This window comes from Ramlibacter sp., from assembly GCF_050250995.1.
Lineage (GTDB): Bacteria > Pseudomonadota > Gammaproteobacteria > Burkholderiales > Burkholderiaceae_C > Ramlibacter.
On sequence record NZ_JBFWNP010000013.1, the window covers coordinates 1 to 22,023 of the forward strand.

Sequence of the window (22,023 nt, forward strand, 5' to 3'; positions counted from 1 at the left end):
AGGGCTTTTCGCACGGCCACGCCGGCCTGCTGATCGCGGCCTGGCCGGCCGCCGTCGTCGTCGTGGCCCCCATCGCCGGGCGTCTGATCTCGCGCTACCCGGCCGGCATCCTGGGCAGCATCGGGCTGGTGATGCTGTCGCTGGGCCTGCTGCTGCTGGCGCTGCTGCCGGACCGCGCGGGCAGCGTCGACATCGCGTGGCGGCTCGCGCTGTGCGGCGCGGGCTTCGCGCTCTTCCAGTCGCCGAACAATCACACGCTGGTGATGAGCGCGCCCCTGAGCCGCGCGGGCGCCGCGAGCGGCATGCTGGGGACGGCGCGGCTCACGGGCCAGTCGATCGGGGCGGCGATGGTGGCCATCGTGTTCGCGTTCTTCGAAGGGGCGCGGGGCGCTGACGTCGCCTTCGTGCTCGGCGCCGCGATGGCGCTGGTGGCGGCGGGCTTCAGCGCGATGCGCCTGCGCCAGCGGTAGCACTGGCGTCGGCGCTGGCGTTTGCGGCGAATCGCCGGATAATCGTCGCTTTCGTCACGGCCGAGGACGCATGTTCGACAAGCTCAGGAAGGTGTTTTCACGCGACGCGGGTCGCGAGCCTTCGGCGGGCGCCGACGCGGACAACCCCGTCTCGCAGTTCCACGCGCCGGTGTCGCGCTGGGCGCAGGCGCACGGATTTGCCGTCACGCTTCAGGGCAAGGGGCAGACCCTGTCGATGCAGGGCCGCGTCGAGGGCAAGCGCTGGACCCTCGAGCTCGGCAAGCCGAGCCGCAACTACATCCAGGGCGAAGAGCTGCGGGCGCGCGCCGAACTGGGTCTCAACGAAGACGCGGCGGTGCTCGTGATCAACCGGCCGCTCAAGGAGGCGCTCGAGCGCAAGGCCTACGACATGATCACCAACGATCTCCGGACGACGGCGGACCCCAACCTGCCCGAGGAGATGCGCTGGCTCGCGATGTACGAGGAGGTGGGCTGGGACAGCCTGCCGCGCGCATTCTGGGACCGCTATGCGGTGCTTGCCGACCGCAAGGACAACGCGCTCGCCTGGATCGACCCGCAACTCGCGCAGCAGTTGCTCGACTGGCCGGGCAAGGGCGTTCCGGCGGACGTGCCCTTCATGATGCTCGTGCTGCGCGGCAAGGCGTATCTGCGCATGGAGTTCCGGCCCGCGAGCCCCGCGCTCGTGGAACACGTTGCGGAGCTGTTCGCGAGCGCATGCGAGTCGGCTATTGGCGGGCTGTCGACGGATCTGGCGATCTAGGCCGAATCGCTCAGGAACCCCGGGTGATGGCCGCTTCCATGTCGCGGCCATAGCTGCCGTACTTGCCCAGCTCCCACTTCGCGATCGCATTGCGGTGGACCTCGTCCGGGCCGTCGGCGAAGCGCAGCGTGCGCGCACCGGCATAGAAGCCGGCGAGCGGGAAGTCGTCGCTCATGCCGCCGCCGCCGTGCGCCTGGATCGCCCAGTCGATCACCTGGCAGGCCATGTTGGGCGCGACGACCTTGATCATCGCGATCTCGCTGCGGGCGACCTTGTTGCCGGCCTTGTCCATCATCCAGGCGGCCTTGAGCGTGAGCAGGCGCGCCATGTCGATGCGGCAGCGCGCCTCGGCGATGCGCTCCTGCGTCACGCCCTGCTGCGCGACGCTCTTGCCGAAGGCGACGCGCGACAGCACGCGGCGGCACATCAGTTCGAGCGAGCGCTCGGCCAGGCCGATGAGGCGCATGCAGTGGTGGATGCGGCCGGGGCCGAGCCGCCCCTGCGCGATCTCGAAGCCGCGGCCTTCGCCCAGCAGCATGTTGCCCACCGGCACGCGCACGTTCTCGAAATACATCTCCACGTGGCCGTGCGGCGCGTCGTCGTAGCCGAACACGCTGAGCGGCCGCACGATGCGCACGCCGGGCGTGTCGCGCGGAACGATGATCATGCTCTGCTGCGAATGCTTCGGCGCCTCGGGATCGGTCTTGCCCATGGTGATGAAGACCTGGCAGCGCGGATCGCCCGCGCCCGAGATCCACCATTTGTGGCCGTTGATCACGTACTCGTCGCCCTGGCGCTCGATGCGCGTGGCGATGTTGGTGGCATCGGACGACGCGACCTCGGGCTCCGTCATCGCGAAGGCGGAGCGGATCTGGCCTTCGAGCAGCGGCTTGAGCCACTGCGCCTTGATCGCTTCGGAGCCGTAGCGCGCGATCGTTTCCATGTTGCCCGTGTCGGGCGCGGAGCAGTTGAAGACCTCGGGCGACCACGGCACGCGTCCCATGATCTCGGCGAGCGGCGCGTACTCGGCATTGGTGAGGCCCGCGCCCGAGTAGCCCGAATGATGCGAGGTGTCGACAGGCAGGAACAGGTTCCAGAGGCCCGCCTCGCGCGCCTTCTTCTTCAGGCGCTCGACCGTCTGCAATGCCGACCAGCGCTTGCCCGCGGCGGTGTTGGCCGCGAGTTCGTCGTCGTAGTCCTTCTCGGCCGGATAGACATGCGCGTCCATGAACGCCATCAGGCGCTGCTGGAGTTCACGGGTCTTGGCGGAGTACTCGAAATCCATGGACGTCTTCCTTTGTCTTCTCTTCGTCGGGGAGCGTGCGACGCGCCTCGCGATGGATCGATGTTAAGAAGCCCGCGCCGCATGCGCTGTCCGTTGGGCGACTGACGCCGCATGGCCCGGCCGTCTCAGGCCCGCTGCGCGAACCCCCACGCCAGCACCGCCATGGGTTTCGCGCCGGCGCCCGAGGCTGCGGCCTGCGCGCTCGACGCCGTTCCCATCTCGGCCCGCTTGGCGATGCCTTGCAGGATGGCCGCGATGCGGAACAGGTTGTAGGCCATGTAGAAGTTCCAGTCGGCCTTCAGCTCCGCGACGGTCGCGAAGCCCGTGCGCTCGCAATAACGGCGCATGTACTCATCTTCCGACGGAATGCCGAGCGACGCGAGGTCGAGCCCGCCGATGCCGCGCGAGCCCGGTCCATGCGGAATGTGCCAGGCCATGCAGTGATACGCGAAGTCCGCGAGCGGATGGCCGAGCGTCGACAGCTCCCAGTCGAGCACGGCGATCACGCGCGGCTCGGTGGCGTGGAACATGAGGTTGTCGAGGCGGAAGTCGCCGTGGACGATCGAGACCTTGCTCTCGTCGCGCGCGGCCAGCGGAATGTGCGCCGGCAGCCATTCGAGCAGCTTCTCCATCTCCGGGATCGGTTGCGAAGCCGGGCCTGCCCCGTCGGTCGACGCCTTGTACTGCTTGCTCCAGCGGCCGATCTGCCGGTCGAAATAGTTTCCTGGCTTGCCGTAGCTCGCAAGGCCCCGCTCCGCGAACTTCACCGTGTGCAGCGCCGCGATGACGCGGTTCATCTCGTCGTAGTGCGCGGCGCGCTCGGCGTTCGACAGGCCCGGCAGCGACTGGTCCCAAAGCACGCGGCCCTGCATGAACTCCATGATGTAGAAGGCCCGGCCGATCACCGATTCGTCGTCGCACAGGCCGTACATCACCGGCACGGGAACGTCGGTGCCGGCGAGGCCGCGCATCACCGCGAACTCCCGCTCGATCGCATGCGCCGACGGCAGCAGCTTCGCCACCGGGCCCGGCTTGGAGCGCATCACGTAGCTGCGCGACGGCGTCACGAGCTTGTAGGTCGGGTTGGACTGCCCGCCCTTGAACATCTCCACCGTCACCGGGCCTCGGAAGCCCTCGATGTTCTTCTCCATCCAGGCCGTCAGCGCCGCGACGTCGAAGGCGTGCGTGCCGGACACCTCGCGGGTGCCGATGAAGTGGTCGAATCCGTTGGTCGTCATGGGTTCAGTCATCCGATTCGATGATGCGCATCAGGGCTTCGCGGTTGCGCACGACCAGGCCGCCCGGTTCGATGCGGATCGCCTCGTCGCGCTCCATCGCCTTCAGCTCCTGATTGACGCGCTGGCGCGATGCGCCAAGCAGTTGTGCGAGCTCTTCCTGCGCGAGCTGCAGGCCGATGCGCACCTCGCGCCCGTCGGCGAGCGAGGGCACGCCGTAGCTGCGGATGAGGTGCAGGAGCTGCTTGGCCAGTCGCGCGCGCAGGGGCAGGGTGTTGAGGTCCTCCACCAGCCCGAAGAGCTGGCGGATACGGCGCGCGTGCAGCCGCAGCATCGCTTCGTACAGCTCGGTGTGCTGCGAGAGGATCTTGCGCAGGTCCGCACGGGAGACGCATACGATGGTGGTTTCACCGTGCGCGTAGGCGTCGTGCGTGCGGCGTTCGCCGTCGAAGATCGCGACGTCGCCGAACCACACGCCGGGCTCCACGTAGGTCAGCGTGACCTGCTTGCCGGTGATCGAGGTCGAGCTCACGCGCACCGCGCCGCGCGCGCACGCGACCCAGTCCTCGGGCGGGTCGCCGCGCGCCGCGATGAGCTCGCCGTCCCTGAAGCGCTTCACATACGCGCAGCGCAGGATGTCGTGGCGCAGCGAAGGCGAGAGGGACGAGAACCAGCGCCCCGCGTTGATCGCGGCGCGTTCTTCGATGGTGAGGATGGGGTCGTCCATGGCGCGAGGGGCAGTGCGGCTACTCGAAGCGCGGGGGCTTCTTCGCGAGGAAGGCGTCGATGCCGATGCCGGCGTTCGCGTGGCGCAGGTTGTCGACGAAATGCGTGCGCTCGGCGTCGAGGTGCTTCAGCAGCGGCTGCGCGGGCGCATCGTTGAGCAGCTCCTTCACGCTCGCCACCGCATTCGGTGCGCGGTCGTTCAGGCGTTCCGCGAAAGCGAGCGCTTCGTCGAGCGCGCCGCCCGCGGGCGTCACGCGGTTGACGAGGCCCAGCTCCTTCAGCCGCGCGGGCGCGATGCGCTCGGCGCACATGAGCAATTCGCTGGCGAGCTGGCGCGGCATCGCGCGCGAGAGGAACCAGCTGCCGCCCGCATCCGGCGACAGCGCGATGTTGGCGTAGGCCATGACGAAGGTCGCGTTCTCGGCGGCGACGATGAAGTCGCACGCCAGCGCGAGCGAGAAGCCCGCGCCCGCCGCCGCGCCTTCGACGGCGGCGATCACGGGCTTCGGGAAGCTGCGGATTTCCTCGATCCAGGCGTGCAGGCCGGCCGGCCCCTGGTCCAGGATTTCCTTCGGCCCCGTTCGCATCGCCTGCAGCCGCTGCAGGTTGCCGCCCGCGCAGAACATGCCGCCCGCGCCGGTGATGACGACGCTGCGCACTTCCGGGTTGCTGTCGGCCGCGATCAGCGCCTCGACGCCGGCGGCGTAGATGTCGGGTCCGAGCGCATTGCGTTGCTCGGGGTTGCTGATGGTGAGGACCATCGTGCGGCCGTGGCTGGCGCTCTGGAGTTCGGCGGGCATGACGCTAGGCCTCTTCGTGAAGGAGGGAAACGCCGAGCGCGCCGCGGCGCCGCAGCCACGGGCTCGGGCGGTAGCGCGGATCGCCGTACACCGTCTGCATGTTGAACAGCACCTCGAGCACGTTGGTCGGCCCGAGCCTGTCGCCGAGCGCGAGCGGCCCGGCCGGATAACCGAGCCCGAGCGTGACCGCGGTCTCCAGGTCCTTGGGCGTGCAGATGCGCTGCTGGCAGATGTCCGCCGCGATGTTGACGATGGTGGCGACCACGCGCTGCGTGACGAAGCCGCCCGAGTCGCGGATCACGCTCACCGGCTTGCCGTCGCTCGCGAAGAGGGCGTGCGCGGCGTCGAGCATGTCGCGCCGGGTGGCCGGGTTGGTGGCGAGCACGCGCCGCTTCGTCGCGGCATCGTCGAACAGCATGTCGATGCCGACGGTGCGCGCCGGGTCGAGCCGTTCGACCACGGCGACCGTGGTCACGTCGAAACCGAGCGGCGCGACGAGCGTCAGCGCGTTCGGCGAGGCCGACTGGCCCGTCTCGATCTTCGCGCCGAGGTCCTTCAGCAGCTGGTAGAGCTCGGCGCGCCGCGCCGCGCGCGTGGAGACCCACACGGGGGGCATTTCCTCGACGGTGGGCACGGCGGGCTCCGGTGCGACCTGCGCCTTCCCGTCGACGTAGCGGTAGAAGCCTTCGCCGACCTTGCGCCCGACGACGCCGGCCGCGAGCCGCTGCGCGGCGATCACGCTGGGGCGGAATCGCGGCTCGTCGTAGTACTGCGTGTAGATCGACTCCATCACCACGTGCGAGACGTCCAGCCCGGTGAGGTCGAGCAGTTCGAACGGGCCGAGCTTGAAGCCGACCTGGTCCTTGAGGATGCGGTCGATGGTCGCGAAGTCGGCGATGCCCTCCCCGACGATGCGCAGGGCCTCGGTGCCGAAGCCGCGCCCCGCATGGTTGACGATGAAGCCCGGCGTGTCCTGTGCGGCGACCGGCGTGTGGCCCATGTCGCGCGCGTAGGCCGTGAGGCCCTCGCAGACGGCGGGGTCGGTCTTGAGCCCGGCGATCACCTCGACCACCTTCATCAGTGGCACGGGGTTGAAGAAGTGATAGCCCGCGAAGCGACCCGGGTGCTTCATGCCGGCGGCGATGGCCGTGACGGAGAGCGAGGAAGTATTCGTGGCGAGCACGGCGCCGGGCGCGACGATGCCTTCGAGTTCCCCGAAGAGCGACTTCTTCACGTCGAGGCGCTCGACGATGGCCTCGATCACGAGTTCGCAGTCGCGCAGGTCCTGCAGGCTGCCGGCGGCGACGAGTCGGCCCTTGCAGGCATCCACGGCCGCGGCGTCCATCCGGCCTTTCTCCCGCAGACGGTCCCATTGCGCGAAAATCTCGTCGCGCGCACGCGCCACGGCCTGCGCCTGCGTATCGAAGAGGCGGACCGTGCTGCCGGCCTGAGCCGCGATCTGCGCGATGCCGCGGCCCATGGCGCCGGCACCCGCGACGCCCACCGTTGAGTAACGAGCTTGCATCGCACGATTATCCGTGAAGCCTCCGTATCGGTCGGTCCTGCCGGGCGGGTACAGTAGCTGACCCGACCATGATTCAAATAAGACGGCTCAGTACCGGCGCATTCCTCGGTCTCGCGATCTTCGCGGCCATTTCCACCGCTCATGCGCTGTCGATCGGCCGGGTCCGCGGCGCGGTGCTGATGGGCCGCCCGCTCAACCTGACGCTGCCTCTCGTGCTCGACGCGGACGAGCCCGAGCCCTGCATCGCCGGCGACCTGTTCCATGGCGACACCCGCGTGAGCCGCATGAGCCTCGCCCAGGAGCGCGCTCCCGGAGGCGGCCACCAGATCCGCCTCACGTCGCCCGTCCCGGTCGACGAGCCCATCGTCACCCTGTATCTGCGCGTGGGCTGCGGCGAGAAGATGACGCGCCGCTTCGTGCTGCTGGCCGAGCAGGAGGACGTGGCGCCGTTGAGCGGGCCGGCGACGGTTGCCGTGCCTGCGCAGTCCGTCGATGCCCAGGCGTCGCCGGTTGCGCCGCGCGTTGCCGGCACGGCGTCCGCGGCGGCCGAGCCGCGTGCGTCGACCTCGCCGCGCATCCGTCCCCCATCGTCCATCGACGCTGCAACCGCGCCTGCCGCGCCTGCGCCGCGAACCGAGCGCGCGCCGCGCGCCGAACGCGCGTCGCGCGCGCAAGCCTCGCGGTCCCCGCGCGTCGACACGCCGGCCGCCGTCGCTTCGCCCAATCTGCGGCGCGAAAACAACATCTCCCGTTCCCCTCGCGTCGCGCCCCCGACCTCGTCGGCCGAAGCCGCGCGTTCGCGGCTGCGCGTGGAGCCGCTCGACCTGTCCCCGGTGCCCAACACCGGCCTGCGCCCCTCGCTCACGCTCAGCACGCCCACGGGTTCGCCGCAGAAGCGCGCCGAGGCGCTGGCGATGTGGCAGGCGCTCAACACCACTCCCGACGAATTCCTGCGCCAGCACCAGCGCATCGCGGCCATGGAGGCGCAGGTCAAGGGCCTGCGCGACTCGATGCAGCAGAACACGTTGGCGATGAACCAGCTGGCGCAGCAGCTCGAGAAGGCGCGCGGCGAACGCAACACGCTGTCGCTCGCGCTCGTGGCGCTCGGCGTGGTGAGCGCCGTCGCGCTGGCCGCGTGGTTCTGGCGCCGCCGGCCGTCGCGCAACTCGTCGCGCCGCTGGTGGCAGGACAGCGATCGCGGCCTCTCGGCCGACAGCGTCTTCACGCCCGAGTCCAGCTCCGGGTCGCACGACAAGCCGGCCGTGACCGCGCCCGTGGCGGCGGGGCCGGCGCAGCCGCGCGCGACACAGTCGCCGCGCGAGACCGTCTCGCGCTCGGTCCAGCTCTCCTCGCTCGACTCGCGCCCCGGCTCGCGCGCGTCGTCGTTCGACAGCTCGCCATCCCGTCCGCCGGACTTCGCGCACAGCCAGACCATGAGCACGCGGATGATCAAGGCCGAGGAGCTGATCGACATCCAGCAGCAGGCCGAATTCTTCGCGTCCATCGGCCAGCACGACCAGGCGGCCGCGGTGCTCGAGGCGCACGTCCACGATCACGTGGAGACCAGTCCGGCCGCATGGATGGACCTGCTCGAGATCTACCACGGGCTCGGCCGGCGTGCGGACTACGAGCGCATCCGCTCCGAATTCCTGGCGCTTTTCAACGCCCAGGTGCCGACGTTCGAGGAGTTCGGCGCCACGTCGTCGGGCCTCGAGGACTATCGCCGCGCGATGTCGCGCATCATCGCGCTGTGGCCCTCGCCGCGCGTGCTCGAGGTGATCGAGGAGTCGATCTTCCGCCGGCCCAATTCGCCGGGCGCGGAGCCGTTCGACCTCGAGGCCTACCGCGACCTGCTGCTGCTCTACAACGTGGCGAAAGAGGTCACGACCGGCGATTCGATGGCGCCGGTGAGCGAGGCGCCGCGCAATTTCGGCGACTCGCAGCCGGTGTCCGGCTTCGGCGCGACCTCGCTGCAGCCGCTGTCCGGCTCGATCGCCGAGGCGCGGCTCGATGCGCCGCTCGAATTCCTGCAGCAGCCGCCGACGTCGGCGAGCGTCGGCCTCGACATCGACCTCGAGGCGCTGCCGCCGCCGGAACCCGAGTCCGTGGAACTGCCGCCGCTGGAGTTCGACCTCGATTCGCTGAAGAAGCCGGGGCAGAAGTAGATTTCATGCGCCGGCGGGCGAGGGAGCGGAAGCGAATGCAGCCCGCGTCGCCATCGCGCTCGCGATCATCGCGAGCGCGATCCATGCCGCCGCCGCCCAACCCAGCGCGCCCATGCCCATGTGGGTGATCAGCCAGCCGCCGCCGCCGGCGCCGATGGCCTGGCCCGCGTAGATCGCCGAGGTGTTCAACGCCACCGACCCGGCCGCCAGCGATGGCGCGATGCCGATCAGGCGCGCCTGCTGCGCCGAGTTCATCGAGAAGCAGCCGAGCGCCCACGGCACGATCACGACCGCCATGAGGACGATGCTGGTGCCGAGCGGCAGCAGCAGCATCGACACACCCATCAGCCCCGTGGTCACCATGACGGCCCGGTGGACGCCCCAGCGCTCGATGTAGCGCGACACCAGCACGTTGCCGAGGAAGCCGAAGACGCCGTACCAGAGAAAGATCGCGCTCAGCTCCGCCGCCGACGCGCCGAGCCGCTGGCGCATATACGGCGCGAAGTAGGCGAAGACGGTGAACTGCCCCGCGCCGCACAGCACGGTGACGAGCACGCAGAGCATCAGCGGCCGCGAGCGGAAGGTCTGCTTCCACGAGGCCAGCGACAAGGCGGGCGGTTTCACGCCATCCGGCATCGCGCGCCACACCCAGGCGGCGGCGATCGCGGCGAGGACCGCGACGCAGGCGAACACGGTGCGCCAGCCGAAGGTGCCGCCGACGAGCGCCGCGAGCGGCATGCCGAGCACGGAGGCGACCGACCAGCCGAGAAAGACGAAGGTGACGGCGCGGCCGCGCTGCTGCGGCGGCACGAGCAGCCCGATGCAGGCCGCGGCCTGCGGCGTGAACACGGCGGGCGGCAGGAGCGCGAGCACGCGCAGCGGCAGCAGCGTGCCGAAGTCGGGCGCCGCAGCGCACGCGAGATGGAAGACGGCGAACCACACCATCGAGTACGCGAGCAGGCGCCGTCGGTCCCAGCCCGCGACGAAGGCCGCGCACAGCGGCGCGCCGATGCACATGAGGATCGCACCCGCGCTGATGAGCTGGCCGGCCGCCGCGGGTGTGATGGCCAGCGACTCGCCGATCTCGTTGAGCGTGCCCGGCACGGCCATCACGCCTGTGCCGATGACGAAGTTGCCGAACAGGAGCGGCCAGAGGACGCGGGGCAGGGCGGTCAGCGGCGCACCTGCAACGCGCCGGGGTTCACGATGTTGGTCGGCGTGCCCCGGATGAAGTTCACCACGTTGTCGAACGCGGCGCCGAAGAAGATCTCGTAGTTCTCCTGCTCCACGTAGCCGATGTGCGGCGTGCAGATGCAGTTCTCCAGCCGCAGCAGCGCATGCCCCTGCAGGATCGGCTCGCTCTCGAACACGTCGACGGCGGCCATGCCGGGACGGCCTCGGTTCAGCCCCGCGATCAGGGCGTCGGACTCGATCAGCTCCGCGCGCGAGGTGTTCACGAGCAGCGACGTGGGCTTCATGCGATTGAGGTCCTCGAGCCGCACGATGCCGAAGGTGTCCTCGTTCAGCCGCAGGTGCAGCGAGAGCACGTCGCTTTCGGCGAAGAGCGACTCCCGGCTCGACGCCGCTTCATAGCCATGCGCGAGCGCCTTCTCGCGCGAGGCGTCGCTGCCCCACACCACCACGCGCATGCCGAACGCCTTGGCATAGCCCGCAACGAGCTGGCCGATCTTGCCGTAGCCCCAGATGCCGAATATCTTGCCGCGCAGCACGGTGCCCATGCAGAAGTTGGGCGGCATGGATGCCGACTTCATCCCCGACTGCTGCCAGGCGCCGTGCTTCAGGTTGCTGATGTACTGGGGCAGGCGGCGCGTGGCCGCCATGGTGAGGGCCCAGGTGAGCTCGGCGGGCGCGACCGGCGAGCTCACGCCCTCGGCGACCGCGATGCCGCGCTCGGTGCAGGCCTCGATGTCGATGTGCGCGCCGACGCGCCCGGTCTGCGAGATGAGCTTCAGCCGCGGCAGCTTCTCGACGAGCTGCCGAGGAATATGCGAGCGTTCGCGGATGAGGACGATGACATCGGCATCGCGCAGCCGCACGGAAAGCTGGCCGATGCCCTTGACGGTGTTGGTGTAGACCTTGGCGGGATACGCTTCGAGCTTGGCGGCGCACTGCAGCTTGCGCACCGCGTCCTGGTAATCGTCGAGGATCACGATGTTCATGCACGGGATTGTGCCCTGACGTACGATGCCCGCTTTCGATAACGAGGAGTCTTACGCAATGACCATTTCGATGTACTCGGCGAGCGTGCCGGTGTTCCAGCACGTGCTGCGCAACCTGTCCCATGTGCTCGGCAAGGCTGCGGCCCACGTCGAGGCGCGCAAGATCGACCCCGTGGCGCTCACGCAGTCGCGCCTGTTCCCCGACATGCTGCCTTTCACGCGGCAGATCATCATCGCGTGCGACGCCGCCAAGAACGGCGTCGCACGCATCTCCGGCGTGGAAGCGCCGAAGTTCGAGGACAACGAGCAGACGTTTGCCGAACTGCAGGCGCGCATCCAGAAGACGCTGGATTACCTGGGCTCGGTGCCGGCCGCGAAATTCGAAGGCACCGACGACAAGGAAATCACCGTCCCCATCGGCCGCGACAAGACACGCATCATGCGTGGCGAGGATTTCCTGCGCTTCTGGGCACAGGCGAACTTCTACTTCCACGTCACCACGGCCTATGCCCTGCTGCGGCACAACGGCGTGGAGCTCGGCAAGGCCGATTACCTGGTGGGCGCGAACGCAGGCTGAGAAGCTTCTAAAGCTGCAAGACGGTCGAGCTCGGCGCATACGTCGGCGAGCCGGCCGGAGATCACCATGCGGCCCGGGCCCTTGTGGACGACGCGCACGCTGCGCGGTGCGGCAACCTGCATGCGCTGAACGACCGGCGGCGTCGCGCCAAAGCCGAAGAGGTTGCGAAGGAATGCGATGAATGCGATGGCCATGTGATGCTCCGTACGGCGAGAAACACAGGCAGGATTGACACGAGCCGATCCATCGCAGGGTAGAGATGTCTACGCCTGCCACCTGCGGTGGACCGGGGGAAGGAAAAGCGGGGTCGCGACGACGCTACATGAGCATCGTGTTGCGTATGAGGCCGACGGCGATGCCTTCGACCTCGAACGGCTCGCCGGGCTCGACCACGATGGTGGGGTAGTCGGGGTTTTCGGCGTGGAGCTCGATGAGGTGCTTGTTGCGGCGGAAGCGCTTGACCGTCACGTCGTCGCCGAGGCGCGCAACGATGATCTGGCCGTTCTTCGCGTCGCGCGTGGACTGCACGGCGAGCAGGTCGCCATCCATGATGCCGGCATCGCGCATGGACATGCCGCGCACCTTGAGCAGGTAGTCGGGCTTGCGCTGGAACAGGCCGCTCTCGACGTAGTAGGTCTGGTCGACGTGCTCCTGCGCGAGGATGGGCGAGCCCGCGGCCACGCGGCCGACAAGGGGCAGGGCCAGCTGCGCGAGGTTGGGCAGGGCGAGGGAGAACTGCTTGTTGCGCGACTCGTTGATGGAGCGCAGCGCCTCGCTTCGCAGGCGGATGCCGCGGGAGGTGCCGCTCACGAGTTCGATGACGCCCTTGCGCGCGAGCGCCTGCAAGTGCTCCTCGGCCGCGTTGGCGGACTTGAAGCCGAGTTCGGCCGCGATTTCGGCGCGCGTTGGCGGCGCGCCGGTGCGGGCGATGGCGCTCTGGATCAGGTCCAGAATCTGTTGCTGGCGGGCGGTGAGCTTCGGCGTGTCCATCATGGCACTGTTTTCCTATCCAGTACCTGTATTTAAGAACAGTTTTGCAAGGAATGCAAGTGGCTCCTCGAAAAATCGTTGTTCTGGGCACCGGCGGCACGATCGCGGGCACGGCGGCTTCCGCCGGGGACGACCTCGGCTACACGGCGGCACAGGTGGGTGTGGCACAGCTCGTCGAGGGCTTGGGCGGCCTCGAAGGCATCGCCATCGAGAGCGAGCAGGTCGCCCAGATCGACAGCAAGGACATGGACCATGAGGTGTGGCGTGCGCTCGCCCAGCGGTGCGCGCAGCGGTTGGCGCAGGCCGACGTCGCCGGCATCGTCGTCACGCACGGGACCGACACGATGGAAGAGACGGCGTGGCTGCTTCATTCGGTGCTCGACGCGCACAAGCCCGTGGTGTTGACCGGCGCGATGCGTCCCGCGACCTCGGCGTCGGCCGACGGGCCGGGCAATCTGGCCGACGCGATTCGCGTCGCCGCCACCGAGGGCATGCGAGGCGTGGCCGTCGCGTTCGCGGGGCAGGTGTTCGATGCGCGCAGCGTGATGAAGGTGCATGCGTCGCGGCTCGACGCGTTCGGCCCGGGCGATGCAGCGCCGCTCGGGCGGGTCGAGCAGGGTGTCTTTCGCCGGACGCGCGACGATCTTGAAGCTGAAGCCGGAAGCGCCTTGCGCCTCGAGAAGCTCGTCGCCTGCACACGCTGGCCGCGCGTGGAGATCGTGCTCAACCACGCCGGCGCATCGGGCGCGATCGTCGATGGGCTCGTGCAAGGCGGCGTCGATGGCATCGTCGTCGCCGGCACCGGCAGCGGCACCGTTCATCATTCGCTCGAAGTCGCCCTGATCCGCGCGCAGGGCGCGGGGTTGAAGGTGGTCCGCTCGACGCGCTGCCCCGGGGGGCAGGCGATCTCGCGCGACGACGACCGGCTGCCCGCGTCGCCGCTGCCTCCGGTCAAGGCGCGCATCGCGCTGCTGCTGGACTTGCTGCCCTGATGTTCGGCGGGCTCCTTTCGCACCCCTGGGCCTATCCCGCGCTGGAGATCGTGCATATCGTGGGCATCGCGCTGCTGCTCGGCAACCTCGTCGCGTTCGAGCTGCGCGTCTTCGGCGCTGCGGCGGCCTTGCCGGTCATGGCGATGGCGCGCCTGAGCCTGGGCCTCGCCGTCGCGGGCTTCGCGCTCGTGGCGGCCTCGGGCCTGCTGATGTTCGCCGCGCAGCCGCAGGAGCTGCTGGCCAACGAGGCCTTCATGCTCAAGATGGGGATCGTCGGCGTCTCGGGCCTCAACGCCGCGTTCTTCCATGCGCGCGGGTCGCTCGCGAAGCTCGACGCCGCCGCGCGGGCGCAGATGGTTCTATCCTCGCTGCTCTGGCTGGCCGCGATCGCCTGCGGCCGCTGGATCGCCTACTCGTAGGTTCTTCCCCGCACTCCCTCGATACGGAGCGATACCCGATGACGATGCAACGCCGTCCCTTTCTTCTCGCCGCCCTCGGCCTGCCACTGGCGGCGCGCGCACACCACGGCTGGAGCAGCTTCGACCAGGACAGGCCGATCTGGCTCGAAGGCCGCGTCGCGCGCGCGAAGTGGCAGAACCCGCATGTGGAACTGATCCTCGAAGTGCCGGCCGACCTGAAGCTGCCCGCGGACCTGCAGGCGCGGCAGGTGCCCGCGCAGAGCGCGCCGCTCGACGGCAAGGCGCTCCTCGCGAAGACGGGCCTGCCGAGGCGCAAGGACCGCCGCTGGGAGATCGAGCTCGCGCCGCTCACGCGCCTGGAGGCGTGGAAGGTCGCCGAGATCAAGGCCGGCGCGAACGTCGGCGTGCTCGGCTACACGCTGAAGGACGAGAAGGGGCCCGCGGTCCTGCGCGTCGAGTACCTGTGGGCGGACGGCAAGGTGTACGGGCTGCGGTCGAGCCCCGTGTGAGCGAAAAGGGGAGCGGGAAGCCCCGCTCTCAGGCCTGCAACGCTTCCAGCGCCCGGCCGGTGATCTCGTCGACCGTCCCCAGCCCGTCGATCCTGCGGTAGCGCGGCGCGTTCGTCGGGTCGTTCTTCGCCCACTCGGAGTAGTAGCCCACGAGCGGGCGCGTCTGCGCCTCGTACACCTCGAGCCGCTTCTTCACGGTCTCTTCCTTGTCGTCATCGCGCTGGATCAGCGGCTCGCCGGTGACGTCGTCGAGGCCCTCGTTCTTCGGCGGATTGAACTTCAGGTGATAGATGCGGCCCGAGCCCGGGTGCGAGCGGCGGCCGCTCATGCGTTCGACGATGGAGGCGAAGGGCACGTCGATCTCGAGCACGTAGTCGAGCGGCACGCCCGCGTTCTTCATCGCGTCGGCCTGGGGAATCGTGCGGGGGAAACCGTCGAACAGGAAGCCCCTCGCGCAATCGGGCTGCGCGAGGCGTTCCTTGACCAGGCCGATGATGATCTCGTCGGACACGAGGGCGCCGGAATCCATGACCTTCTTCGCGGCCAGGCCCAGGGGCGTGCCGGCCTTCACCGCGGCGCGCAGCATGTCGCCCGTGGAGATCTGCGGAATGCCGTATTTCTGGCAGATGAAAGCCGCTTGCGTGCCTTTGCCGGCGCCGGGCGCGCCCAGCAGGATCAGTCTCATGGAGGTCCCTCTTGTATCGCCCAAAAGCATAGCACGCGCGTCCTCGCGCGCTCCTGACGCGCACCGTCGACAGGCACCCGCGTCACCCCTCGGCGAAGCGCCGGCGCACGCGCTCCAGGTCCTCGGGCGTGTCGACGCCGGGGCCCGGTGCGCTTTCGCTCACGTGGACCGCGATGCGGTGGCCGTGCCACATCGCGCGCAGCTGTTCCAGCGCTTCGGTGGTTTCGATGGGCGCCTGCGCCAGGCGCGGAAACTCGCGCAGGAAGCCCGCACGGTAGCCGTAGATGCCGATGTGGCGCAGGGGCGGCGGCTCGGGCAGGCGCTCGATGCCGTCCGCGAAGCCGTCGCGCCACCACGCGATGGGCGCGCGGCTGAAGTAGAGCGCGAGCCCTTGCGCGTCCGTCACGACCTTCACCACGTTGGGGTTGCGGAATTCATCGACCGAATCGATCGCATGGGCGGCCGTGCTCATGCTCGCTTCGGAGCGCACGACGAGCTGCCGCGCGACCGCGTCGATCAGCGCGGGGTCGATCAGCGGCTCGTCGCCCTGGACGTTGACCACGACGTCGTCGCCCGCGAGCGCGAGCAGCTCGCACGCTTCGGCGAGCCGGTCGCTGCCGGAAGGATGGTCGGCGCGGGTCATCACGGTGTCCACGCCGTGCGCACCGCACGCTTCGATCACCGCCGGGCTGTCGGTCGCGACGACCACCCGCGCGGCGCCGCTCATGCGCGCGCGTTCGGCCACGCGCACGATCATCGGCTTGCCGGCGATGTCGGCCAGCGGCTTGCCGGGAAGGCGCGTCGACGCCATGCGGGCCGGCACGAGGACGGTGAAGCGCATCAGACGAGCGGCGTGCGCGGCGGCAGCTTCTCGAGCTCGTCGTCGGAGAGCGTGCGCGCCTCCTCCTCGAGCATGACGGGAATGCCGTCGCGGATCGGGTAGGCGAGCCGGGCGCTGCGCGACAGCAGCTCCTGCCGGTCGCGGTCGTAGTCGAGCGGGCCCTTCGTCACGGGGCAGACCAGCAGCTCGAGGAGTTTGGGATCCATGGGGGCTTTTGCGTTTGCGAATGCGATTGCGTTGTCAGGTGCGCGATCGCACGGATGATAGCTTCGCATCGAGCAGCCGATCGAGTTCCCGCCAGAAGGCGGGCTCGACGTCGACGAGCAGCGGCACGGCCAGCGCGCGCGGATGGGTGCGCCAGAGCTTCACGGCGTCCTTCTCCGTACACAGCAGGGTGCAACCCTCGGCGTCGATGCCGGCGTCGAAATCGAAGTGGTCCGGCAGCGCCTGCGTGGCCGCGAGCGGCACCCCGCGCTCGCGCAGCATGCGGAAGAACACCTCGGGATTGGCGATGCCGGCCACGGCCTTCAGCGGTCCCTGCAGGTCGTTCAACAGGAACTGCGTGCCGTCCGCACGCACCGCCCAGTCGGCCAGCATGCGCGCCATCCGGTGACCCTCGATGCCCTTGGGTCCGCCGTGGCAGACCACGAGGTCCGCGTGCCGCGGCCACGCTTCGCGTAACGGCCCCGCCGGCAGGCGCAGGCCGTTGCCGATGCCGCCCTCGTCGAACACGACGATCTCGATGTCGCGCGCGAGCGCGAAGTGCTGCAGCCCGTCGTCGCTCACGATCGCCTGCGTGCCGGGGTGCGCCGCCAGCAGGGCGCGCACGGCCTCGGGGCGGTCGCGCGATACGAACACCGGCAGCGCGGTGTGGCGCTTCACGAGCAGCGGCTCGTCGCCGACGTCGGCCGCCGCGCTCTCGGCGTGGACCTCGCGGCAGTCCGCCGTGTCGCGGCCGTAGCCGCGGGAGACGATGCCCGGCCGCAACCCACGCTCGCGCAGGTGCTGCGCCACCGCCACCACCAGCGGCGTCTTGCCCGCGCCGCCGGCCACGACGTTGCCCACGACGACGACGGGGATCGGTGCGCGATAGGTCGCGAGCAGGCCAATGCGATAGGCGCCCTGGCGCAGCGCGGCGAGCAGCGCGAACGGCAGCGACAGCGGCCACAACAGCCGGGCCGCCGCGCCGCGGCGCAGCCAGGCGCGCTGCAGCGCGGCCCGCACGCCTACTTCGCGCCGGCCTGGGCCGACGACTGCGTGGCGAAGGTGATCTGCGACAGGCCGGCGCGCCGCGCGGCCTCCATCACCGTGATGACGGCCTGGTGCGTGGCCGTCGCATCGGCGCTGATGACGACGACGGTGTCCTTCGCGCCGCGCGCGATGTCGGCCATCGCCGCGGCCACCGCCTCGGGGCCGCGCCCCTGCACCGCGACCTTGTTGACCATGTAGCGGCCATCGCTCGCGACCGACACGATCAGCTCCTTCGGGTGATCGCGCTGGCGGTCCGCGTCGGCCACCGGCAGCTTCAGCTGCATCTCGGTGAACTTGCTGTAGGTGGTCGACAGCATGAGGAAGATCAGCACCACGAGCAGCACGTCGATGAACGGGATCAGGTTGATCTCGGGCGCCTCCTTCGGGCGGGGTCGGAAATTCATGGTGTATTCATCGGCGCAGATTCTGCAGGTGCCTCGCGAAGCGTTCGGCCGCGATTTCCATGGTCAGCAGGTAGCCGTCGACGCGCCCGCGGAAATAGCGCCAGAAGATGAGCGCGGGAATCGCCACGATCAGGCCGAACGCCGTGTTGTACAGCGCGATGGAGATGCCGTGCGCGAGCTGCGCCGGGTTGCCGCCGGTGGCGCCGCCCGCGGGCGACTGCGAACCGAAGATCTCGATCATGCCGATCACGGTGCCCAGCAGCCCCATGAGCGGGGCGGCCGACGCGATCGTCGCCAGCGCGTTGAGGTAGCGCTCCAGCCGGTGCGCGACCGCGCGGCCGGTCTGTTCCATCGCCGCGCGCAAGTCGGCTTCGCTGCAGCGCGGGTCGGCGTTGAGCGCCCGGAAGCCGCTGGCCAGCACCTCGCCCAGCGCGGAGTTCTGCTCGAGCTGCCTCACCACCTCGGGCATCGGCACGGCCGTGCGCGACACGGCCAGCGCTTCGTCGAGCAGGCGCGGCGGCGCGATGCGCGCGGTCTTGAGGCTCAGGAAACGCTCGATCACGAGCGCCAGCGCGAGGATGGACGCTGCAATCAGGGGCCAGATCGGCCAGCCGGCGGCTTGTATGATCGAAAACAAGAGGGAGCTCTCCACGCAAGGGATGGGGGACTGCGCGCGCGATTATCCAGCACGCGGCCCGCGTAGGACAAAGACCCGGCCTCGTAGGACGCAGCCCACAAATCTTGTGGATAACTTTGTGCAGAAACCTCCCCTCACCGGCCGCGGACCCGCGCCAATCCTTCATCGTGACAGATCGATGACAAAATGAGCAGGAAAAAACCCTGTGAAATCAAGCACTTGCTCGGAGAAATCGTCGTTGGCGGGGGAAACCCTCGGATGCTGCGCCGCACCTATGCTTCTGTGGACTAAATTCCGGCCCGCGGACGCCGGGCAAACCCCTCAGACCCGCGCAAACCCGCGCCACGCCTCGTGATTCAGAGAACCGATGCCTCGGCGCAGCCGCGGACCTGGGAGGTCGGCGCGCTGTGCCGCGCCGTGGCGGACTCGCTCGAGGCCCGTTTCAATCCCGTCGCGGTGCGCGGCGAGATTTCGGGCTTCATGCGCGCCGCGAGCGGCCACTGCTACTTTTCGCTGAAGGATCCCGGCGGGCAGCTGCGCTGCGCGATGTTCCGCCGCGCGGCGGGGCTGCTCGGCTTCCAGCCGCGCGACGGGGAACTGGTCGAGGTGTCGGGCCGCATCGGCGTCTACGAGCCGCGCGGCGAGCTTCAGCTGGTGGTGGAGTCGCTGCGCCGCGCGGGGCAGGGCGCGCTGTTCGAGCAGTTCCTGCGGCTGAAGGCGAAACTCGAAGCGGAAGGGCTCTTCGAGGCCGGCCGCAAGCGGCCGCTGCCGGTGTTTCCGCGGGCGATCGGCATCGTGACCTCGCTGCAGGCGGCCGCGCTGCACGACGTCGTCACCTGCCTTCGCCGCCGCGCGCCGCACGTCCAGGTCCTCATCGCGCCGGCCGCGGTGCAGGGCGCGCAGGCGCCGGGCGAACTCGTCGAGGCGCTGCGCGCGCTGTACGCCCGCGCCGCGGACGGCCAGATCGACGCGATCCTCCTCGTGCGCGGCGGCGGCTCGATCGAGGATCTCTGGGCGTTCAACGACGAGCGCCTGGCACGCACGATCGTCGAGAGTCCCGTGCCGCTCGCGAGCGGCGTGGGCCACGAGACCGACTTCACCATCGCCGATTTCTGCGCCGATGTGCGCGCGCCGACGCCGACGGCGGCGGCCGAGCTTGTAGCGCAGCCGCAGCTCGCCTGGCTGGAGGGGCTGGACCATGCGCAACGCCGGCTGCGCGACGCGCTTTCGCGCCGCCTCGACCGCGCGGGGCAGCGCGTCGACCAGGCGGCGGCGCGCCTGGGCCGGCCCTCGGCGCGCACGAGCGCGCAGCACCTGCTCTTGCAGGACCGCTCGCACCGCCTTCGCGCGGCCCTGACGCATCGCCTCACGCGGGCGACGCATTCGCTCGAGCGGCTGCAGCTGCGCCTCGCCGCGGCCGATCCGCGCCTCATGCTGCGCAAGGGCTACGCGTTGCTCACGGACGAGGCGGGCCGGCCCCTGACCGGCATCGACCAGCTGCGGGCGGGCCAGCGGATCACTGCCGCCCTGGCGGACGGCGAAGCCGATGCCGTCGTTTCGCGTACGCGGCCGACGGCGACGCCCTAGAATCGGCGGCTGTCACCCCCGATCACCGTCACGATCGATTCACGTTTCACGAAAAGAGGAAACCATGGAACACACCCTGCCGCCCCTGCCGTACCCGATCGATGCGCTCGCTCCGGAGTATTCGAAGGAAACCCTCGAATACCACCACGGCAAGCACCACAAGGCCTACGTCGACAACCTCAACAAGCTGCAGGTGGGCACGGAGTTCGAAAACATGGCGCTCGAGGACATCGTGCGCAAGTCGCAAGGCGGCATCTACAACAACGCCGCGCAGATCTGGAACCACACGTTCTTCTGGAACTGCATGAAGCCCAACGGCGGCGGCGAGCCGACCGGCGCCGTGGCCGATGCGATCAACAAGAAGTGGGGCAGCTACGCGGCCTTCAAGGAAGCCTTCGTGAAGTCCGCCGTGGGCAACTTCGGCTCGGGCTGGACCTGGCTCGTGAAGAAGGCCGACGGCAGCGTCGACATCGTGAACACCGGGGCCGCCGGCACGCCGCTCACCACCGCCGACCGGGCGCTGCTGACCGTCGACGTCTGGGAGCACGCTTACTACATCGACTACCGCAACGCGCGCCCGAAGTTCGTCGAGACCTTCCTCGACAAGCTCGCGAACTGGGATTTCGCCGCAAAGAACTACGCCTGATCGCTGGGTGTCATCCCCGCGAAGGCGGGGATGACGGCCCTCAGCGGAACATCGGGCCGCTGAGTTTCGCTCCGGCCTTGATCCCCTTCTTGTCGAACCAGCCCGTGTTCATCTCGAGCACATAGCGCACCGGTTTTTGCGAGCAGTGCGAGCCGAGCGTGAGCGGCTTCATTTCGTCGATGTTGACGATCGTGCCGTCGTCGGCGATGAAGGCGATGGACAGCGGCAGCAGGGTGTTTTTCATCCAGAAGCACTGCTGGGTGGGCTGCTCGAACACGAACAGCATGCCCTCGTGCTGCGGCATCTCCTTGCGGTGCATGAGCCCCGTCGCCCGTTCCTCGCTGGCGCGGGCCACCTGGGCGTCGATCTGGTGCATGCCGGCCGCGAGCTTCACGCGCGGCAGGTTCATCTGCGGCTCCTGCGCGACAGCGAACAGGGGCACGGCGACCGCCAGCGCGGCAGCCAGGGCGAGAAAATATTTCTTCATCGGGCGATTGTGGCGCGTCGGAAATGAAAATGCCCGCCGAGGCGGGCACCGTCGGGAATGCCCGTCGTGCGGGCATTGCCGGGCCGGGAGATCAGGACTTGGCGCTGGCGGCGGCAGCCGGCTTGGCGGCCTTCTTGGCGGTCTTCTTCTTGGCGGCCTTCTTGGTGGCCTTCTTTTCGGTCTTGGCGGCTTCGGCCTTGGGGGCGGAGGCGCCCGCCATCGGCGCGCCGGCGTGCGAAGCGGCGAAGGCGGTGGAAACCGCGAACACGGAAGCGATCAGGGCGGCGAGGAGCTTGGTCATGGCGAATGGTCCTTTGGGGTGTGACTTCGGGGAGCGTCTCCCCGACAAGACAGGAAGGCCCATCCGTAACGGGCGGCGCTCGGAATGCGTTGACAAACAAGAGAGCCCGCTTCGGCGGGCGTCCAAAAAGAAGAAAGCCCGCCGAAGCGGGCTTTCCTTTCGAGCGAAGAAGATTACTTCTTGGCTTCTTCCTTCTTGGCTTCGGCCTTGGCGACGGGCTTCTTGTCGTCCTTCTTGGCTTCGGCCTTCTTGTCGGCCTTCTTTTCGGTCTTGGCGGCGGCCTTTTCTTCCTTCTTCTCGGCCTTCGCGGCCGGCGTCGCCGGCGTCGCCGGGGTGGCTTGCGCGAACACGCCGACGGAGAAGAAAGCGGCGACGAGGGTGGCGAGGAGCTTGGTCATTTTGAATTCCTTTGGATGATGAACGGAGTTTTTCGAAAAGCACCGGCGGTTGATGAACTGCAGGTCCAGACGCAACGGCCCATCCGTGGCAACGGTTGACATGGTGCGGGATACCCCGGCATTCGCCGCTAG

At 69.1% G+C, this 22,023-nt stretch carries 27 protein-coding genes; 9 read left to right on the forward strand and 18 right to left on the reverse strand.

The genetic code is table 11. The annotated features are described in order from the left end of the window. Together AB7E83_RS11100 and AB7E83_RS11105 are read left to right on the forward strand one after the other, a co-directional pair. A partial coding sequence (locus AB7E83_RS11100) for an MFS transporter (protein ID WP_428569119.1) occupies positions 1 to 470 on the forward strand: 470 nt, incomplete at its 5' end. A gap of 70 nt (positions 471 to 540) precedes the next feature. Beyond that, positions 541 to 1,251: a hypothetical protein gene (locus AB7E83_RS11105; RefSeq protein WP_428569122.1), complete on the forward strand. Its 711-nt coding sequence runs from the start codon at positions 541 to 543 to the stop codon at positions 1,249 to 1,251. Positions 1,252 to 1,261: 10 nt separating this feature from the next. On the opposite strand, the gene AB7E83_RS11110 is transcribed toward AB7E83_RS11105, so the two are convergent. The 5 genes from AB7E83_RS11110 to AB7E83_RS11130 all read right to left on the reverse strand — a co-directional run bounded on the left by AB7E83_RS11110 (position 1,262) and on the right by AB7E83_RS11130 (position 6,822). Next, positions 1,262 to 2,536 carry an acyl-CoA dehydrogenase family protein gene (locus tag AB7E83_RS11110; protein WP_428569125.1) on the reverse strand — a complete coding sequence of 425 codons (1,275 nt, stop codon included), beginning with the start codon at positions 2,534 to 2,536 and terminating at the stop codon, positions 1,262 to 1,264. Positions 2,537 to 2,661: 125 nt separating this feature from the next. After that, positions 2,662 to 3,774, reverse strand: coding sequence for a phosphotransferase (locus AB7E83_RS11115; RefSeq protein WP_428569128.1), 1,113 nt, complete (start codon positions 3,772 to 3,774; stop codon positions 2,662 to 2,664). 4 nt (positions 3,775 to 3,778) lie between these two features. Further along, the gene (locus AB7E83_RS11120) at positions 3,779 to 4,498 is read right to left on the reverse strand and encodes a Crp/Fnr family transcriptional regulator (protein WP_428569131.1); all 720 of its coding nucleotides are present in this window, start codon (positions 4,496 to 4,498) and stop codon (positions 3,779 to 3,781) included. A 19-nt stretch (positions 4,499 to 4,517) separates the two neighbouring features. Continuing rightward, positions 4,518 to 5,297 (reverse strand): oxepin-CoA hydrolase, alternative type, encoded by a 780-nt coding sequence (locus AB7E83_RS11125; protein ID WP_428569133.1) that lies wholly within the window; start codon positions 5,295 to 5,297, stop codon positions 4,518 to 4,520. Positions 5,298 to 5,301: 4 nt separating this feature from the next. Beyond that, a complete protein-coding gene (locus AB7E83_RS11130; RefSeq protein ID WP_428569135.1) occupies positions 5,302 to 6,822 on the reverse strand; it encodes a 3-hydroxyacyl-CoA dehydrogenase in 1,521 nt (506 codons plus the stop codon). Between the two features lie 68 nt (positions 6,823 to 6,890). Between AB7E83_RS11130 and AB7E83_RS11135 the strand changes: the two genes are divergently transcribed. After that, positions 6,891 to 8,987, forward strand: a complete 2,097-nt coding sequence (locus AB7E83_RS11135; RefSeq protein ID WP_428569137.1) for a type IV pilus assembly protein FimV — start codon at positions 6,891 to 6,893, stop codon at positions 8,985 to 8,987. Between the two features lie 3 nt (positions 8,988 to 8,990). On the opposite strand, the gene AB7E83_RS11140 is transcribed toward AB7E83_RS11135, so the two are convergent. After that, positions 8,991 to 10,163 (reverse strand): MFS transporter, encoded by a 1,173-nt coding sequence (locus AB7E83_RS11140; RefSeq protein ID WP_428569382.1) that lies wholly within the window; start codon positions 10,161 to 10,163, stop codon positions 8,991 to 8,993. Next, positions 10,160 to 11,167, reverse strand: coding sequence for a D-2-hydroxyacid dehydrogenase family protein (locus tag AB7E83_RS11145; protein ID WP_428569140.1), 1,008 nt, complete (start codon positions 11,165 to 11,167; stop codon positions 10,160 to 10,162). The genes AB7E83_RS11140 and AB7E83_RS11145 overlap by 4 nt, the downstream gene beginning before the upstream one ends. A gap of 58 nt (positions 11,168 to 11,225) precedes the next feature. On the opposite strand from AB7E83_RS11145, the gene AB7E83_RS11150 reads away from it, so the two are divergent. Beyond that, on the forward strand, positions 11,226 to 11,744 hold the full coding sequence (locus tag AB7E83_RS11150; RefSeq protein WP_428569143.1) for a DUF1993 domain-containing protein: 519 nt from the start codon (positions 11,226 to 11,228) through the stop codon (positions 11,742 to 11,744). Here AB7E83_RS11150 and AB7E83_RS11155 read toward each other — a convergent pair. Further along, on the reverse strand, positions 11,717 to 11,938 hold the full coding sequence (locus tag AB7E83_RS11155; RefSeq protein ID WP_428569146.1) for a hypothetical protein: 222 nt from the start codon (positions 11,936 to 11,938) through the stop codon (positions 11,717 to 11,719). The two genes, AB7E83_RS11150 and AB7E83_RS11155, sit on opposite strands and share 28 nt — an antisense overlap. 124 nt (positions 11,939 to 12,062) lie before the next feature. Beyond that, positions 12,063 to 12,737 carry a transcriptional repressor LexA gene (gene lexA, locus AB7E83_RS11160; protein WP_428569148.1) on the reverse strand — a complete coding sequence of 225 codons (675 nt, stop codon included), beginning with the start codon at positions 12,735 to 12,737 and terminating at the stop codon, positions 12,063 to 12,065. Between the two features lie 50 nt (positions 12,738 to 12,787). Between lexA and AB7E83_RS11165 the strand changes: the two genes are divergently transcribed. Genes AB7E83_RS11165 through AB7E83_RS11175 form a run of 3 tightly spaced genes read left to right on the forward strand, consistent with a single transcriptional unit; the run spans position 12,788 to position 14,654 of the window. Beyond that, on the forward strand, positions 12,788 to 13,726 hold the full coding sequence (locus AB7E83_RS11165; RefSeq protein WP_428569151.1) for an asparaginase: 939 nt from the start codon (positions 12,788 to 12,790) through the stop codon (positions 13,724 to 13,726). Next, on the forward strand, positions 13,726 to 14,145 hold the full coding sequence (locus AB7E83_RS11170; protein ID WP_428569154.1) for a hypothetical protein: 420 nt from the start codon (positions 13,726 to 13,728) through the stop codon (positions 14,143 to 14,145). Before AB7E83_RS11165 ends, AB7E83_RS11170 begins: the two co-directional genes overlap by 1 nt. 38 nt (positions 14,146 to 14,183) lie before the next feature. Next, a complete protein-coding gene (locus AB7E83_RS11175) occupies positions 14,184 to 14,654 on the forward strand; it encodes a DUF6152 family protein (protein WP_428569155.1) in 471 nt (156 codons plus the stop codon). A 28-nt stretch (positions 14,655 to 14,682) separates the two neighbouring features. On the opposite strand, the gene adk is transcribed toward AB7E83_RS11175, so the two are convergent. From adk to AB7E83_RS11205, 6 genes are all read right to left on the reverse strand, one after another. Further along, entirely contained in the window at positions 14,683 to 15,339 is a 657-nt protein-coding gene (gene adk, locus AB7E83_RS11180) for an adenylate kinase (protein WP_428569158.1), read from the reverse strand. 82 nt (positions 15,340 to 15,421) lie between these two features. Next, on the reverse strand, positions 15,422 to 16,180 hold the full coding sequence (gene kdsB / locus AB7E83_RS11185; protein WP_428569160.1) for a 3-deoxy-manno-octulosonate cytidylyltransferase: 759 nt from the start codon (positions 16,178 to 16,180) through the stop codon (positions 15,422 to 15,424). Beyond that, the gene (locus AB7E83_RS11190) at positions 16,180 to 16,386 is read right to left on the reverse strand and encodes a Trm112 family protein (RefSeq protein ID WP_428569163.1); all 207 of its coding nucleotides are present in this window, start codon (positions 16,384 to 16,386) and stop codon (positions 16,180 to 16,182) included. The genes kdsB and AB7E83_RS11190 overlap by 1 nt, the downstream gene beginning before the upstream one ends. A 34-nt stretch (positions 16,387 to 16,420) precedes the next feature. Continuing rightward, complete coding sequence (gene lpxK / locus AB7E83_RS11195) at positions 16,421 to 17,404, reverse strand: tetraacyldisaccharide 4'-kinase (RefSeq protein WP_428569165.1); 984 nt, start codon at positions 17,402 to 17,404, stop codon at positions 16,421 to 16,423. Positions 17,405 to 17,406: 2 nt separating this feature from the next. Next, complete coding sequence (locus AB7E83_RS11200; RefSeq protein WP_428569168.1) at positions 17,407 to 17,835, reverse strand: ExbD/TolR family protein; 429 nt, start codon at positions 17,833 to 17,835, stop codon at positions 17,407 to 17,409. A 7-nt stretch (positions 17,836 to 17,842) separates the two neighbouring features. Then, the gene (locus tag AB7E83_RS11205) at positions 17,843 to 18,472 is read right to left on the reverse strand and encodes a MotA/TolQ/ExbB proton channel family protein (protein ID WP_428569171.1); all 630 of its coding nucleotides are present in this window, start codon (positions 18,470 to 18,472) and stop codon (positions 17,843 to 17,845) included. Between the two features lie 351 nt (positions 18,473 to 18,823). Here AB7E83_RS11205 and xseA point away from each other — a divergent pair, with 351 nt between their 5' ends. Together xseA and AB7E83_RS11215 are read left to right on the forward strand one after the other, a co-directional pair. Then, positions 18,824 to 20,059, forward strand: coding sequence for an exodeoxyribonuclease VII large subunit (xseA, locus tag AB7E83_RS11210; protein WP_428569174.1), 1,236 nt, complete (start codon positions 18,824 to 18,826; stop codon positions 20,057 to 20,059). Between the two features lie 64 nt (positions 20,060 to 20,123). Then, positions 20,124 to 20,705 carry a superoxide dismutase gene (locus tag AB7E83_RS11215; RefSeq protein ID WP_428569177.1) on the forward strand — a complete coding sequence of 194 codons (582 nt, stop codon included), beginning with the start codon at positions 20,124 to 20,126 and terminating at the stop codon, positions 20,703 to 20,705. Between the two features lie 40 nt (positions 20,706 to 20,745). Here the strand turns inward: AB7E83_RS11215 and AB7E83_RS11220 are convergent, their stop codons facing one another. The 3 genes from AB7E83_RS11220 to AB7E83_RS11230 all read right to left on the reverse strand — a co-directional run bounded on the left by AB7E83_RS11220 (position 20,746) and on the right by AB7E83_RS11230 (position 21,966). After that, positions 20,746 to 21,192 carry a DUF192 domain-containing protein gene (locus AB7E83_RS11220; RefSeq protein WP_428569179.1) on the reverse strand — a complete coding sequence of 149 codons (447 nt, stop codon included), beginning with the start codon at positions 21,190 to 21,192 and terminating at the stop codon, positions 20,746 to 20,748. Positions 21,193 to 21,283: 91 nt separating this feature from the next. Beyond that, a complete protein-coding gene (locus AB7E83_RS11225; RefSeq protein ID WP_428569182.1) occupies positions 21,284 to 21,493 on the reverse strand; it encodes a hypothetical protein in 210 nt (69 codons plus the stop codon). Between the two features lie 173 nt (positions 21,494 to 21,666). Further along, positions 21,667 to 21,966, reverse strand: a complete 300-nt coding sequence (locus tag AB7E83_RS11230; RefSeq protein ID WP_428569185.1) for a hypothetical protein — start codon at positions 21,964 to 21,966, stop codon at positions 21,667 to 21,669. Positions 21,967 to 22,023: the final 57 nt, after the last annotated feature.